14 protein-coding genes are annotated in these 14,737 nt (G+C 74.1%); 8 read left to right on the plus strand and 6 right to left on the minus strand.

What is annotated here, in order from left to right; all coding sequences use genetic code 11:
- Nucleotides 1–35 precede the first annotated feature (35 nt).
- Complete coding sequence (gene fasR, locus IE124_RS02935; RefSeq protein WP_189504420.1) at nt 36–1,217, minus strand: fatty acid biosynthesis transcriptional regulator FasR; 1,182 nt, start codon at nt 1,215–1,217, stop codon at nt 36–38.
- Between the two features lie 94 nt (nt 1,218–1,311).
- Between fasR and IE124_RS02940 the strand changes: the two genes are divergently transcribed.
- The gene (locus IE124_RS02940) at nt 1,312–2,025 is read left to right on the plus strand and encodes a pirin family protein (protein ID WP_189504770.1); all 714 of its coding nucleotides are present in this window, start codon (nt 1,312–1,314) and stop codon (nt 2,023–2,025) included.
- A gap of 13 nt (nt 2,026–2,038) precedes the next feature.
- On the opposite strand, the gene IE124_RS02945 is transcribed toward IE124_RS02940, so the two are convergent.
- Nucleotides 2,039–3,217: a L,D-transpeptidase gene (locus IE124_RS02945; RefSeq protein WP_189504422.1), complete on the minus strand. Its 1,179-nt coding sequence runs from the start codon at nt 3,215–3,217 to the stop codon at nt 2,039–2,041.
- A 206-nt stretch (nt 3,218–3,423) separates the two neighbouring features.
- On the opposite strand from IE124_RS02945, the gene IE124_RS02950 reads away from it, so the two are divergent.
- Genes IE124_RS02950 through IE124_RS02970 form a run of 5 tightly spaced genes read left to right on the plus strand, consistent with a single transcriptional unit; the run spans nt 3,424 to nt 9,223 of the window.
- Nucleotides 3,424–4,614 (plus strand): lipid II:glycine glycyltransferase FemX, encoded by a 1,191-nt coding sequence (locus IE124_RS02950; protein WP_189504424.1) that lies wholly within the window; start codon nt 3,424–3,426, stop codon nt 4,612–4,614.
- Nucleotides 4,611–6,293, plus strand: coding sequence for a murein biosynthesis integral membrane protein MurJ (gene murJ / locus IE124_RS02955; RefSeq protein WP_189504426.1), 1,683 nt, complete (start codon nt 4,611–4,613; stop codon nt 6,291–6,293). Before IE124_RS02950 ends, murJ begins: the two co-directional genes overlap by 4 nt.
- A 49-nt stretch (nt 6,294–6,342) precedes the next feature.
- Nucleotides 6,343–7,026: a response regulator gene (locus tag IE124_RS02960; protein WP_055643751.1), complete on the plus strand. Its 684-nt coding sequence runs from the start codon at nt 6,343–6,345 to the stop codon at nt 7,024–7,026.
- Entirely contained in the window at nt 7,023–8,564 is a 1,542-nt protein-coding gene (locus IE124_RS02965) for an ATP-binding protein (RefSeq protein ID WP_189504428.1), read from the plus strand. Before IE124_RS02960 ends, IE124_RS02965 begins: the two co-directional genes overlap by 4 nt.
- Nucleotides 8,561–9,223 (plus strand): hypothetical protein, encoded by a 663-nt coding sequence (locus IE124_RS02970; RefSeq protein ID WP_189504431.1) that lies wholly within the window; start codon nt 8,561–8,563, stop codon nt 9,221–9,223. The genes IE124_RS02965 and IE124_RS02970 overlap by 4 nt, the downstream gene beginning before the upstream one ends.
- Nucleotides 9,224–9,270: 47 nt before the next feature.
- On the opposite strand, the gene IE124_RS02975 is transcribed toward IE124_RS02970, so the two are convergent.
- Nucleotides 9,271–10,104, minus strand: a complete 834-nt coding sequence (locus tag IE124_RS02975; RefSeq protein WP_189504433.1) for a serine hydrolase domain-containing protein — start codon at nt 10,102–10,104, stop codon at nt 9,271–9,273.
- Nucleotides 10,105–10,155: 51 nt separating this feature from the next.
- On the opposite strand from IE124_RS02975, the gene IE124_RS02980 reads away from it, so the two are divergent.
- Entirely contained in the window at nt 10,156–10,572 is a 417-nt protein-coding gene (locus IE124_RS02980; RefSeq protein ID WP_189504435.1) for a MerR family transcriptional regulator, read from the plus strand.
- Nucleotides 10,569–11,585, plus strand: coding sequence for an aldo/keto reductase (locus IE124_RS02985; protein WP_189504437.1), 1,017 nt, complete (start codon nt 10,569–10,571; stop codon nt 11,583–11,585). Before IE124_RS02980 ends, IE124_RS02985 begins: the two co-directional genes overlap by 4 nt.
- A 55-nt stretch (nt 11,586–11,640) precedes the next feature.
- Here IE124_RS02985 and IE124_RS02990 read toward each other — a convergent pair whose 3' ends face one another.
- From IE124_RS02990 to IE124_RS03000, 3 genes are all read right to left on the minus strand, one after another.
- The gene (locus IE124_RS02990; protein ID WP_189504439.1) at nt 11,641–12,858 is read right to left on the minus strand and encodes an acyltransferase family protein; all 1,218 of its coding nucleotides are present in this window, start codon (nt 12,856–12,858) and stop codon (nt 11,641–11,643) included.
- Nucleotides 12,855–13,844 carry an alpha/beta hydrolase gene (locus IE124_RS02995; RefSeq protein WP_189504441.1) on the minus strand — a complete coding sequence of 330 codons (990 nt, stop codon included), beginning with the start codon at nt 13,842–13,844 and terminating at the stop codon, nt 12,855–12,857. The genes IE124_RS02990 and IE124_RS02995 overlap by 4 nt, the downstream gene beginning before the upstream one ends.
- Before the next feature lie 192 nt (nt 13,845–14,036).
- Nucleotides 14,037–14,717 (minus strand): response regulator, encoded by a 681-nt coding sequence (locus IE124_RS03000; RefSeq protein ID WP_189504443.1) that lies wholly within the window; start codon nt 14,715–14,717, stop codon nt 14,037–14,039.
- Between the last annotated feature and the right edge of the window lie 20 nt (nt 14,718–14,737).

A 14,737-nucleotide genomic window follows, 5' to 3' on the forward strand; every position in this document is an offset into this window, starting at 1 on the left:
AACCGTCGGGGGAATTGTTGGTCTTCGACAAAAGTCTAGGACTGGGTATCCCCGTCGGCCAAGCGTCCGAGGATGAGCGCGATCCGCAGCGTGAACGCGGAGCGGACATCGGAGGGTGACCAGCCGGTGACGTCGGTCACACGTCGAAGCCGGTAGCGCACGGTGTTGGGGTGCACGAACAGCATCCGCGCCGCGCCTTCGAGGCTGCTCGCCTGCTCCAGATAGACGCTCAGCGTCTCAAGGAGAGCCGAGCCCGCCTCCTCCAGTGGTCTGTAGATCTCCTCCACCAGCTGCTCGCGCGCCGAAGGGTCGGAGGCGATGGCGCGCTCCGGGAGGAGATCGTCCGCGAGGACGGGGCGGGGCGCGTCCTGCCAGGCGGAGCAGGCCTTGAGGCCGGCCGCCGCGGCCTGTGCGGAGCGGGTCGCGGCCAGCAGGTCGGGGACGACGGGGCCGGCCACGACCGGGCCCGGTGCGTACGGGCCGATCAGCGACTTCGCCACGGCGAGGGGATTGTCGTTGCCGCCCGCGATGACGACGAGCCGGTCGCCGAGGACACCGGTGAGGACCTGGAGCTTGGCGTGCCGGGCGGCCCTCCGGATCGCCTCCACGGTCAGCTCGCTGTCCCCGTCGGGGGCGGTGCCGAGGATCACGCAGACGTGGTCCGGCGAGTTCCAGCCGAGGGCGGCGGCACGCGAGACGGCGCCCTCGTCGGCCTCGCCGGAGAGCACCGCGTTCACCACCAGCGACTCCAGGCGCGCGTCCCAGGCGCCCCGGGCCTCGGCGGCCTGCGCGTACACCTGGGCGGTGGCGAAGGCGATCTCACGGGCGTAGACCAGCAGCGCCTCGCGGAGCACGGACTCGTCGCCGGGAGCGGCGACCTCCTCGATCGCCGACTCCATGACCTCGATCGTGGTGCGGACCATCTCCACGGTCTGGCGCAGGGTGATCGCCCGGGTCAGCTCGCGGGGCGCGGTGCCGAAGACGTCCGTCGAGATCGCCTGCGGCGTCTCGGGGTGCCGGAACCACTCGGTGAACGCGGCGATACCGGCCTGGGCGACCAGGCCGATCCAGGAACGGTTCTCGGGCGGCATCGCCCGGTACCACGGCAGCGTCTCGTCCATGCGGGCGATCGCGCCCGCGGCGAGCCTCCCGGAGGACTGTTCGAGGCGCTTCAGGGTCGCGGAGTGCGGGTGAGCGGCGTTCGTGGGTTCTGGCACGGGGACAAGACTGCCTTATCAGGGCGCCGACGTGCGGGGGCGGGGCGGATTCGCCGGCGGGACCCGGGCCCGTGCCGGATACCGTGAGCCCGTGATGCGTATCCAGCGGGCGGCCGAGCGGTACCCCGGGGGCGACCCGGCGGCCGGGATCGAGACCCGGCACGCCCTCTCCTTCGGTTCCTCCTACGACCCGGACAACCTCCGCTTCGGCGCGGTCCTCGCCTGCAACGAGGAGCGGCTCGCGCCCGGCGCGGGCTTCGACGAGCACCCGCACAGCCACACCGAGATCGTCACCTGGGTCGTCGAGGGCGAGCTCACCCACCACGACACGGCCGGTCACACCACCGTCGTCCGCCCCGGCGACCTCCAGCGGCTCGGCTCCGCCGGGGGCGTCCGGCACGTCGAACGCAACGACGCCGCCGTCCCCCTGGTCTTCGTGCAGATGTGGCTCGCGCCGCTGGTGCCGGGCGGGGACCCGTCGTACGAGGTGGTCCGCGGTCTCGACGGGCCGTACGACCTGCCGGCGGCGGACGCGCGGCTGCACGTCCTGCGTCCGGCGGCGGGCGAGCGCACCGCCGTACCGGCCGCCGACTTCGCGTACGTCCACGTCGTACGCGGCACGGTCCGGCTCGACGACGACGGCATCAGCACCGGCACCGGCACCGGCACCGGCACCAGTACCGGCGTCGAGCTCGGCCCCGGTGACGCGGCCCGGCTCACCGGTGCCGAGGGAGGCACGCTCGTCGCCACGACCGGTGCGGAGGTCCTGGTCTGGGAGATGCGGGACCCGCGCAAGGGCCTGGGCTGACCGGGCCGGTCCTTCAGGCGAGCGCGCTCTTCGCCTTCCACTGCGCCCAGCTCAGGTTCCACGCCCCGTAGCCGTTGCCCTCCGCGACCGTGCCCTTGGTGTCGCGGCCGGTGATCTCGAAGGGGTCCCCGACGTTCACCGAGGCGTAGAACGACGAGGCGTTCTCGTCGCTCATGCCGATGCAGCCGGAGCTCTTGTTGGCCTTGCCGAAGTACGCCGCGTTCCACGGGGCCGCGTGCGCGTACATGCCCGACCAGGTCAGCCGCATCGAGTAGTCGACCATCTTGTCGTAGGCGTCGCCGAGGCCCACCGTCTCCGAGTTCATGTTGATGGTGCCCTCCTTCGCCATCAGGACGGCCGTGCCCCGCCAGGAGCGCTTGTCGCCGCCGGGGGTGCCGCCGGAGACCGGGATCGTGCGCACCGCGCGCCCGTCGCGCTCCAGCGTCAGCTTCTGCCGGTCCAGGTCGACCTTGACGACCTGCGCGGCGCCGACGGTGAAGCCGGTGCGGTAGTCCCGTACGAACCAGCCGCCTCCCGAGTCGGTGCCGTCGAGGTCCGCTTCGAGGGTGACCTTCGTACCGGGCTTCCAGTAGGTCCTGGGCCGCCAGTCCGCCCGGTCGCGGCCCGAGTAGTCCTTCACCCAGCCCCAGGACCCCTCGGTGGAGTTCGAGGTGGTGACCTTCAACTGCCGCTCCACGTCCGCCTTCTTCGTCACCGGCAGGTCGAAGACGATCGACAGCGGGTGCCCGATGCCCACCGTCGTGTTCTTGCCGGGCGCCAGGGTCAGCTTGTTCACCGCCTTCGGCTCCGGCGTCACGAAGGAGGACCGGGTCGTCGACTCCTTGCCGTCGGCGGTACGGGAGGTCACCTCCACCGTGTACGAGGCGCCCGGCACCGCCTTGCGGTCCGACGTCCAGCTCGTGCCCCCCGCGCCCGTACGGCCGGCGAGGACCCCGCCCTCCGCGTCGGAGACCTTCACCGCCGCGAGCGTGCCGCCCGCCGCGGTCACCGAGACGGGCCGGCCGGCCGCCGGGTCCACGACCGTCACCTTCGCCGGGGACGCGCCCGACGAGGCGGCACCCGACGACGGGCCGGCGCCCGGGCCGCTCGCCGCCTGGGCGGAACAGGCGGTGAGCGAGACGCCCAGCGCGACGGCCACGAGGACGGAACGGGGCGTGCGTATCGGCAGCACGGAAGACCTCCGCGGTGAGGGAAGAAGGTGGGATGTTCCGGACTGTAGGCCGACCGGCCGTCCCACGGGCCGCCGGAGGCCCGTATGACGAGGGCTGAGGCGGAACGGTCATCGTCCGGTCACAATGACCGAGCGCTTCCGTCGAATTCGGCTGTGAGCCTGCTGTGCGCCCCACCACCGAGGGGCGGAACCAGGAGGCTCCCGTTGTGTCAGCGCTGCTCGTGACGGCCGCACCCACCGACCGCCGTGCCCCCGCGGGCCCGGTCAGGCTCGGACCCGTGACACCCGAGACGTACCGCGCGTTCCTCGCCTCCCGCGCCACGGGCGCGGACGGGCCCAGCTTCCTCCAGCTGCCCTCCTGGGCACAGGTCAAGGACGGCTGGACCCACCAACTGCTCGGCTGGGGGCCGGAGTCCGGCGAGCTCACCGGCGTCGCCCTCGTCCTGCTCCGCGCCTTCCCCGGCACCCGCAAGTACTTCGCCTACCTCCCCGAAGGGCCCGTCGCCGACTGGTCGGACCCCGACCTGGACGGCTGGCTCTCCCCGCTCCTCGGCCACCTCCGCGCCTCCGGCGTCTTCGCCGTGCGCATGGGCCCGGGCCCCGCCTACCGCCGCTGGAGCGCCGCCACCGCCAAGGCCGCCACCGGTCCCGGCCGCCGCCTCGCCGACGTCCTCGCCGACGAGGTCGACCCGCTCGGCACCGTCGTCGCCGAGCGCCTGCGCGCCCGCGGCTGGCGCAAGTGCGGCGGCGACTCCGAGGACGGCGCCGACGCCCAGCCCCGCCACGTCTTCCAGGTCCCGCTCGCCGGCCGTTCCACCGACGACCTCTGGTCCGGCCTCAACCAGGAGTGGCGGCGCAACGTCCGCAAGGCCGGCAAGTCCGGCGTCGAGATCACCATCGGCTCCGCCGCCGACCTGCCCGAGTTCTACCGGCTGCTCCGCATCACCGAGGAGCGTGACGGCTTCCGCCTCGGCCGCTCCCTCGCCTACTACGAGCGCCAGTACGCCGTCCTCAACGCCGAACAGCCCGGCCGGATGCGGCTCTACCTCGCCCGCCACGAGGGCGAGATCCTCGCCGCCCACACCATGGTGACCGTCGGCGCCCGCGTCTGGTACCAGACCGGCGCCTCCGCCGACCACCGCCGCGAGGTCCGCCCCTCCAACGCCCTCCAGTGGCGCATGATGCTCGACGCCCACGCCCTCGGCGCCGCCGTCTACGACCTCCGCGGGGTACCCTCCACCCTCGATCCGGGCGACCGCGCCCACGGGCTCCTGCGCTGGAAGCTCGGCACGGGCGGACAGGTCGTCGAGACGCTGGGGGAGTGGGAGATTCCGATGCAGGGCACGACCAACGGGGCGCTGTTCCGCGCCTTCCAGGCATATCTGGCCCGCCGATGACGGCGACGCTCACCGAACCCGCCGTACCGAAGAAGGCGGCCGCGCCCTCCGCGCTCCGCAGCGGCGCGTTCATGGCGGCGGGCTCGCTCGTCTCCCGTGCCACCGGCTTCGTCCGGGCCGCCGTCGTCGCCGCCGCGCTGGGCGCGGGCCTCGTCGCCGACGGCTACGCGGTGGGCAACTCCGTCCCCACCATCATCTACACGCTGCTCCTCGGCGGTGCCCTCAACGCCGTCTTCGTGCCCGAGCTGGTCAAGGCCGCGAAGGAGCACGAGGACGGCGGCGTCGCCTACACCGACCGGCTCCTCACCCTCTGCGCGCTCGCCCTCACCGCCCTCACGGCCGCCGCCGTGTTCGCCGCGCCGCTGATCGTCGACACGTACACCGACTATGCGGGCGAGCAGCGGGAGATGACGGTCGCGTTCGCGCGCGCGTGCCTGCCGCAGATCTTCTTCCTCGGGCTCTTCACCCTGCTCGGCCAGGTCCTCAACGCCCGGGGCCGCTTCGGCGCCATGATGTGGACTCCCGTCCTCAACAACGTGGTCGTCGTCGCCGTCTTCGGCCTCTTCCTCGTCGTCGGCGACGGAGGGGAACTCACCCCCGGCGAGACCGCGCTCCTCGGCTGGGGCACCACCGCCGGCATCGCCCTCCAGGCCCTCGCCCTCCTGCCCTCGCTGCGCGCCGCCGGCTTCCGCTGGCGCCCGCGCCTCGACTTCCGCGGCAGCGGCCTCGCCGCGCCGCTGCGCTCGGCGGGCTGGCTGGTGCTGCTCGTCCTCACCAACCAGGGCGCGTACTGGGTGACCACCTGGCTCGCCACCTCCTCGGGCACCGAGACCCCCGGCGGCTCGGGCCTCGCCGGATACAACAACGCCTATCTGCTGTGGGCCGTCCCGCACGGCATCGTCACCGTCTCCCTCGTCACCGCGCTGCTGCCCCGGATGAGCGCCGCCGCCGCCGACGGCGACCTCGCGGGCGTCCGCCGGGACGTCGCCTACGCGCAGCGGACCAGCGCGGCGGCCGTCGTCCCGGCAGCCTGCGCGCTCCTCGCCCTCGCCGTGCCGCTGATGACCGTGGTCTTCGGGTACGGGGAGACCGGCGCCGACGACGTCCGGGCGATGTCCTGGATCCTGATGGCCTTCGCGCCCGGCCTCGTCGCCCTCTCCGGCCAGTACGTGTGCACCCGCGCCTTCTACGCCCTGCGCGACACCCGTACGCCCTTCTTCCTCAACCTGGTGATCGCCGGGCTCAACGCCGGGCTGTCCCTCGCCGCGTACCACTACCTCCCGGCCCACTGGGCCGTCGCGGGCATGGCCGCGGCCTACTCGCTCGCCCTGTGGGCGGGCTGGGCCCTCACCGCGTACGTCCTCGGGCGCAGGCTGCGGGGCGCCTCGGCAGGGGCCACCCCCGGGGAGAGCGGCGGCGACGGCAGGAGGAGCGGCGACCGCGACGGCGCGGGCTCCGCGCTCGTGCGGCTCCTCGTCGCAGCCGTGCCCGCCGCCGGATACGGCCTCCTCGTCGCCGACCTGACCGGCGAGGCCGGCTCCGTCGTCGCCGGTCTCGCCGGCGGTCTCGCCGTCCTCGGCGTCTTCGCCCTGCTCGCCCGCCCCCTCCGCCTCGTCGAGGTGCAGGCCCTCCTCGCCACCGGCACCACCCGCCTCCGCGCCCTCGGGCGCCGGGCGTGACCCGCCGCCCCCTCCGGGGGCGTCCGAACGACCCTGGGATACTCCACAGATGCCCCGCGTGCTCCTCATAGAAGACGACCCCTCCGTCCGCGAGGGCGTCGAACTCGGGCTGCGCCGCCGGGGACACGAGGTGCGGACCGCGGCCACCGGGGAGGCCGGACTCGCGGCCCTCGGGGAGTTCCGGCCCGACCTGCTCCTCCTCGACCTGATGCTCCCCGGCATGAACGGCGTCCAGGTCTGCCACCGGGTCCGGGAGAGCAGCCAGCTCCCGATCATCATGCTCACCGCCCGCGGCGACGACTTCGACGTCGTCATCGGCCTGGAGGCCGGCGCCGACGACTACATCGTCAAGCCCGCCCGCACCGAGGTCATCGAGGCCCGCATCCGGGCCGTGCTGCGGCGCATCGAGGAGCCCGGCGCGGGCCGCCCGGGCGTCGAGTTCCACGGGCAGCTCGCCGTCGACCGGGCCGGACTCACGGTCGCCAAGGCGGGCGAGCGGCTCGCCCTCGCCCCCTCCGAGCTGAAGCTGCTGCTCCACCTCACCGCCGCCCCCGAGCAGGTCTTCAGCCGGCAGCAGCTCCTCGAACACGTCTGGGAGCACAGCTACCACGGCGACGCCCGGCTGGTCGACGCCTGTGTCCGGCGCCTGCGCAACAAGATCGAGGACACCCCCGGCGAACCCCGCTACATCCAGACCCTGCGCGGCTTCGGCTACCGCTTCGGACCGCTGTGAGGACCTGTACGGCCCCCGAGCCGGCCCCCGAGACGGCGGGGGAGACGGCCGCCGGGGCGGACACGCAGGCGGAGACCCGGAAGCGCAGGTCCCGGCGCCCGCGCCGACGCCCCTTCGGCCTGCGTACCCGGCTCGTCCTGGCGTTCCTGCTCGTCGCCGCCGTCGGCTGCGGCACCACCGCCGCCCTGACCTACCGGGCCGCCCGCAACGCCATCCTGGAACAGGCCCAGAACACCGCCCTCTCCGCCTTCCGCGAGCAGGTCCAGGGCCTCAACATCGCCCTGCCCCCCTCGGCCGATTTCCTGGGGGACCAGGTCCGACGGATCGCCCGTCAGGGCAAGCCCCGCACCTGGCGCGTCTACGCCGAGTACGGCGACGTCCGGGTCTCCTCCACCGACCGCCCGACCTCCTCCGTCATCACCCCCGAGCTGAGGGCCCGGGCCCACGCGAACGCCGAATCGCCGCACGGCAGCTTCCAGCGGGTCGTCAAGAACGGCACCCCGTACCTGACCATGGCCGTCCCCGCCCTCTTCCACGTCTTCACGGCAGAGGACGCGGCGCGGCCCACCGGGCTCGTCCTCTACGCGGTCATGGAGCTCGACGAGGAGGAGGCCAACGTCGAGGCCATGGTCACCGCCGCCCGCGACGGGGCACTCCCCGCCCTCGCCGTCGCCCTGATCCCCGCGCTCATCGCGTCGCGCGGTGTGCTGCGCCCCGTGCGGGAACTGGGCATCGCCGCCCACAACATGGGCCGCGGCCGGCTCGACACCCGGATCCACGCCAAGGGCAGCGACGAACTCTCCGACCTCGCGCGGACGTTCAACGAGTCCGCCGCCGAGCTCGAACGGTCCGTCGCCGAACTCCGCCGCGCCGAGGCCCGCGCCCGCCGCTTCGCCTCCGACGTCTCGCACGAACTGCGCACCCCGCTCGCCGGCATGCTCGCCGTCACCGAGGTCCTCGACGAGGACGCCGCCGCCGGGACGCTCGACAGCGACACCGCCCGGGCCGTCCGGCTGGTCAGCGCCGAGACCGGCCGGCTCGCCGTCCTCGTGGAGGACCTGATGGAGATCTCCCGCTTCGACGCGCGAGCCGCCGAGCTCCACACGGACGAGGTCGACGTCGCCGACTGCGTCCGCAAGACGCTCCAGAACCGGCACTGGACCGACCCCGAGTCCGTCGTGCCGTACTTCACCCCGGGCATCAGGGCCCGGCTCGACCCGCGCCGCTTCGACGTCGTCGTCGCCAACCTCGTCGGGAACGCCCTGCGGCACGGCGGGGCGCCGGTGACCGTCCGGGTGTACGAGGAGGGGGACCGCTTCGTGACGGAGGTCGCCGACCGGGGGCCGGGCATCCACCCGGACGTCCTGCCGCACGTCTTCGACCGCTTCTACAAGGCGGACCCGGCGCGGACGCGCTCGGCGGGCAGCGGGCTCGGCCTCGCCATCACCCTGGAGAACGTCCGGCTGCACGGCGGCACCGTGGAGGCCGGCAACCGTCCGGAGGGCGGCGCCGTCTTCACGGTGCGGATGCCGCTGTGACCCGCCGCTCGGCCGCCGCCGCTCTCCGCCGCCGGGCCGCCGCCGCGACCGGCCGCCGGGCCGCCGCCGTGGCTCTGGCCGGGCTCCTGCCGCTGGTGGCCGCCTGCGGGATCCAGGGGAGCGACGTCGTCGAGGCGGGCGGCGCCCCGACCGTCCTGGTCGCGCCGAACCCCGAGTCCCGGATGATGCTGTACTTCGTCGGCCCGGACGGCCGCTCCATGCCGGTGGCCCGCGACGTCGGGTTCGGGAGCTCCGACAACCCCTTCGGGCCGGACTACGTCCTGGGCAGCGGGGACGGCCACGAGACCGCTCCCCCCGACAAGGCCCTCCTGGCCGAGAGGGGGGCCGCCGGCGACAAGGCGCTCGCCGCGCTCCTCGCCGGACCGAACGACGCCGAGACCGCAGCGGGTCTGACCACCGGTCTCCCGTCCGGCCTGGCCGCCCCGCACGTCACGGAGGACAAGCCCGCCGGCACCGAGGGCCGCCGGCTGCTGCGCGCGCGGGCCCCGTTCCCGGTCACGGGCCTGTCGGAGACGGCCGTGCGCCAGCTCGTGTGCACGACCGTCTACGCGCAGGACCGGTTCGGCCTGGCCGAGGTCGTCCTCATCGGCCCCGACGGCGCCCTGCCCGCGGCCACCTGCGACGACGACACCGACTGAGGAGCGCCGCCCAGGTAGGCGGGCGCCCAGGTCGGGCCGCTCCCAGGTCAGGCGGCGCGCAGCTCCGCGAGGACCGCGTCCGTGAACGGCGGCCAGGCCTCGACCGCCCACGCCCCGAAAGGCCGGTCGGTCAGCGCCACGCACGCGGCGCGCGCGTCCGGGTCGATCCACAGGAAGGTCCCCGACTGCCCGAAGTGCCCGAAGGTGCGCGGCGAGGACGTGGCGCCCGTCCAGTGCGGGGACTTGCCGTCGCGGATCTCGAAGCCGAGACCCCAGTCGTTCGGCCGCTGGTGCCCGTAACCGGGCAGGATGCCGGTCAGACCGGGGTACGTGACGGTCATCGCGTCGAGGACGGTCCGGGCGTCGAGCAGCCGCGGCGCCTGCACCTCGGCGGCGAACCGCACCAGGTCGTCGACGGTCGAGACGCCGTCCTTGGCGGGCGAGCCCTCCAGGCTCGTCGAGGCCATGCCGAGCGGTTCCAGGACCGCCTGGTGCAGATACTCGGCGAACGGGATGTCGGTCGCCTTGGCGACGTGGTCGCCGAGCGCCTCGAAACCGGTGTTGGAGTAGATCCGGCGGGCGCCGGGCGCCGCCATGACCCGGTTCTCGTCGAACGCGAGCCCAGAGGTGTGCGCGAGCAGGTGGCGGACCGTCGCGCCCTCGGGCCCGGCCGGCTCGTCGAGGTCGATCGCCCCCTCCTCGTACGCGACGAGGACGGCGTAGGCCGCGAGCGGCTTGGTGACGGAGGCGAGCGGGAAGCGCTGCCCGGTGGGGCCGTACGACCCGGCCAGGGTGCCGTCCGCACGGACGACTGCGGCGGCCGCCGTGGGGACGGGCCAGTTCTCGATCGACGCCAGGCTCGGCACGCTGCTGCTCTGCATGGGGCCGAGCCTACTTGCTTCGAGTGCACTCCAACGTTTTAGCGTGGAGTCATGAGCGTGATCGCGAGCACGGCCACGAGTGCGGGCAGCACCCGTGCGCACTACACCATCAGCGAGGTCGCGGCCCTGACCGGCCTGTCGGCGCACACCCTGCGCTGGTACGAGCGGATCGGCCTGATGCCGCACGTCGACCGCTCGCACACCGGGCAGCGCCGGTTCAGCGAGCGCGACCTCGGCTGGCTGGGCTTCGTCGGCAAGCTGCGGCTCACCGGCATGCCGGTCGCCGACATGGTCCGGTACGCCGAACTCGTCCGCGAGGGCGATCACACCCGCGACGAACGGCGGGAGCTCCTGGAGACCACCCGGCGGGACGTCCTCGCCCGGATCACCGAGCTCCAGGACACGCTCGCCGTGCTCGACATCAAGATCAGCCACTACGGGACCGCATGCGGAGGCACACCCACATGACCAGGATCGACACCGTACGTCTCGGCGGCCGGAACGGGCCGGAGATCGGCGTCCAGGGCTTCGGCGCCATGGGCATCAGCGAGTTCTACGGCGACACCGACGAGGCCGCCGCCCGCGACACCCTCGACGCGGCCCTGGAGGCCGGCGTCACCCTGATCGACACGGCCGACATCTACGGCAGCGGCGCCAACGAGGAGTTCCTCGCGCCCTTCGTCGCCGCCCACCGCGACGAGATCACCCTCGCGACCAAGTTCGCCATCGAGCGGCGCGCCGACGACCCCTCCTACCGGGCCGTCCGCAACGACCCCGCGTACATCAAGCGGGCCGCGGAGGAGAGCCTGCGCCGCCTCGGCGTCGAGACCATCGACCTCTACTACATGCACCGCCGTGACCCGGAGATCCCCTTCGCCGAGTCCGTCGGCGCGATGGCCGAGCTCGTCCAGGAGGGCAAGGTCCGCCACCTGGGGCTGAGCGAGGTGACCGGGCCCGAGCTGCGCGAGGCCCACGCGGTGCACCCGATCGCCGCGCTCCAGTCGGAGTGGTCGCTCTTCTCCCGGGACGTGGAGCGCAGTGCCGTCGGCGCCGCCGCCGAGCTCGGCGTCACCCTCGTGCCGTACTCGCCGCTCGGCCGGGGCTTCCTGACCGGGGCGTTCGCGGACGCCGGCAAGGAGCTGTCGGGCGGTGACTTCCGCCGGTACCAGCCGAGGTTCACCGGCGAGAACGCGGAGCGGAACGCCGCCCTCCTCGACCCGGTCCGGAAGATCGCCGCCGCGCACGGCGCCACCCCGGCGCAGATCGCCCTCGCCTGGGTGCAGCATCGGTCCGCCGTGCACGGCCTGACCGTCGTCCCGATCCCCGGCACCCGCAAGCGCTCCCGCCTGGAGGAGAACGCGGCCGCCACCCGGATCGTCCTCACCGCGGCCGAGCTGGCCGAACTGGAGCCGATCGCGGGTCTGGTGGCGGGCGACCGCTACCCGGACATGAGCCACACGTCCCTGGCCCGCGAGGTCTGAGACCGCTCGGCCGAGCCGCCCGGTCGAGCCGCCCTGCCGGGGCGCCCGCGCCCGGTCACCCGAGCCCCAGGGCGAAGACCCCGAATCCGGCCGCCAGCAGTCCCGCCAGGACGCGGCGCGCCGGGCCGGTCGTCGTCCAGGGTGACTCGAAGCCCCGCGCGAACCGCCCGATCAGGACGAGCAGCCCCGCGAAGACCGGCATCCACGCCAGCCGGGCCAGGATCCAGCCGACCGAGTCCGGCGCGCCGACCAGGCCGGGGACCTCCCCGAGGTACGAGCCGGGGATCGCCGCCGTGAGCATCGCCGTCTGGTGCCAGCACAGGATCGTCATCGCGGACAGGTTGACCACCACGACCGGAGCCCACAGCGCGGGCCGCTTCAGGAGCCGGCCGAGCCGCTCGCGGAGCAGGATCGCCGCACCGCTCTGCGCGGCGGCGAGGGCGAGGACGAGCAGCGACGGCGGGTGCGAGTTGGTGCGGGCCTCGCCGGGGACGCCGACCATGGACGCCGGGTACCCGAAGGCGAGCAGCAGGGTGGCGAAGAGCGCCGCCCCGCCGAGCAGCAGCGCCCAGGCGTGCTTGCGGGTCACCCGGCCCAAGCCCCACGAGACGCCGAGCTGATAGGCGAAGAGCCAGCCGGGCAGGATGTTCAGCAGGCTCAGCCAGGACGGCACGGCGTCGGCGTACGGCCCGTAGCGGAGGAAGTCGACCACGGCTACCGAGCCGAGCAGCGGCGCGGCGGCCCAGACCCCGAGGCGGCGGGCGACCCGGACGCAGTACGGGGTGAGCGCGGTGACCACCGTGTAGACCCCGACGAACCACAGCGGCTGGACGACGAGGGTGGACGCCGTCCGCAGGCTGTCCACGGGCACTCCGAGCCCGAAGTGGAGCAGCGGGAGCAGCGCCGCCCACACGGCGGTGACCCCCAGGACCGGGCGGCCGAGACGGGCCAGCCGGCCCTTCAGCCACGCGCCGGTCGAGCCCTTGCGGCGCCGGTAGGAGAGGACGGAGGCGTAGCCGCCGACGAGGAAGAAGATCCCCAGCATCTGGAGGACCCAGCTGACCGGGGCGAGACCGGCGAAGGTGCCGAGCGGGGACGCGTTGTGGATGGCGCCGTCGGTGGAGAGGGTGAAGCCGCCGAGCAGCCAGTGCCCGGTCGGCACGGCGAGCAGGGCGAGGGCGCGGAGCCCGTCGATCGCCCGGTCGCGGTGGGCGGGGGTGGAGGACTCGATCTTCGCGGCCGTCTTCCGGGCCGTCATGGCGAGGGTGCTCATCGGACGTCTCCCTCGGCGATCGAGGCGAAGGCGCGCAGGGAGCTGGTGCCGGGCGCGAAGTAGCCGCCGTGGCCGGTGGCGTCCTCGGCCGGGATCCGGCGGGCCCCGAAGGCCGGGTCGGTGGGGTCTGCGCCGTGCCCGAGCCCGGCGAGCTCGACGTTCGGGATCCGGTCGATCCAGTCGGTGGGATCCTTCGCCGCCCAGACGCGGGCGGAGGTGCCGAGTTCGGCGACGTTCGCGGCGCGCATCCCGGGGGAGCCGAAGACCACGAGGTCCTTCGCCTTCAGGTCGCGGGCGGCGAGGCCGCAGACGACGGAGCCGTAGCTGTGACAGAACACCGTCGGCTCGGCGGCCCCGGCGGGCCGGACGGCCGCGAGTCCGTCCACGAAGCGGGTGAGACGGTCCGCCCCGGCCTCGGCGAGCCGGCCGGTGGCCGCGTCCAGGCCGACGCCGACGGGGGTGGTGTAGCCGGCCCAGGCGACGACGGCGGTGCGGCCGCCGGTCGCCCGGTGCAGCTCCCGCGCCATGTCCGTGAGCGGCGTGAGGTGGTCGAGGTCGGTGTCGGAGCCGGGCACGATCACGGCGACCTGCTCGGCCCGCGCCGGGTCCCCGTACACGAGGGCGGCCTGACCCCGGCCGCGCGGATCGTGGGCCAGGACCCGCGCCCCGGCGATCCGGCCGTGCGTGGCCCGCTCGTTGGCCTCGTACCGCAGGGCGAGGGGGGCGCCGTCGAGGTTCCCGACGACCGTGGGGTGCGTGCGGGCCAGTTCCCTCTGTCGTACGGGGGCGAGTCCCGCGAAGAACCGCGCGGTCCCGGCCGGGCCCATCCGCTCGGGGTCCGGCAGCCCCGCATCCCGCCAGGCCCCCGTTCCGACAGGTGCTCCGGTGACGGCCTCCTGGGCGTCCCCGGACGCCCAGCCGGCCGTCCCGGCGATCACCGCGGCCACCACGGCCGCGGTCGTCAGGGTCCTCGCGAAGCGGCGCATGTGGTCGCCCTCCCTCTCCGGTTTCTCGCTCTTTCGTCGGCGAGAGGAAGGTAGGAAGACGACGGGTGACGGCACGTCACACCGGGGAGCCAACCACGGTTTGATACCGGGGTAGGGGGTGGAGGAGCAGCCAACCCCAGGGCGAGGGTGGGGTTTTCCCCCGGGGGGTGCCCGGGGGAGTGCCCGGAGGGCTCAGCTCGCGCCGGGGGTGACCAGGCCCGACTCGTACGCGAAGACGACGGCCTGCGCCCGGTCGCGCAGGTCCAGCTTGGCGAGGACCCGCCCGATGTGGGTCTTCACCGTCTGCTCCGCGAGGACCAGTCGGTCGGCGATCTCCTGGTTGGACAGGCCCCGGGCGATCAGCTCCAGGACCTCCGTCTCGCGCGGGGTGAGGCCGTTCAGACGGAGCGCGGTGGTGTCCCGGCGCGGGGCGGGCCGGGAGGCGGCGAAGTCGGCGATGAGCCGGCGCGTCACGGACGGGGCGAGCAGCGCCTCGCCCGCCGCCACGATCCGTACCGCCGCGATGAGGTCGGCGGGCGGCGCGTCCTTCAGGAGGAAGCCGGAGGCGCCCGCGCGCAGCGCCTCGTACACGTAGTCGTCCACGTCGAAGGTGGTCAGCATCAGCACCTTCGGCCGGTGCGTGACGCCGGTCGGCGGGTGGAGGATCTCCCGGGCCGCCGCGAGCCCGTCCATCTCCGGCATCCGCACGTCCATCAGCACGACGTCCGGATGCGTCGAGCGGGCCACGTCCACGCCCTGCCGCCCGTCCGGCGCCTCGCCCACCACGTCGATGTCGGGCTGGGCGGCGAGCAGGGCGGCGAAACCGGCCCGCACCATGGCCTGGTCGTCGACGATGATCACGCGGATGGTCACTCGGGGTCCTCGGGGGTCGG

This window comes from Streptomyces narbonensis (assembly GCF_014649015.1).
GTDB lineage: Bacteria > Actinomycetota > Actinomycetes > Streptomycetales > Streptomycetaceae > Streptomyces > Streptomyces narbonensis.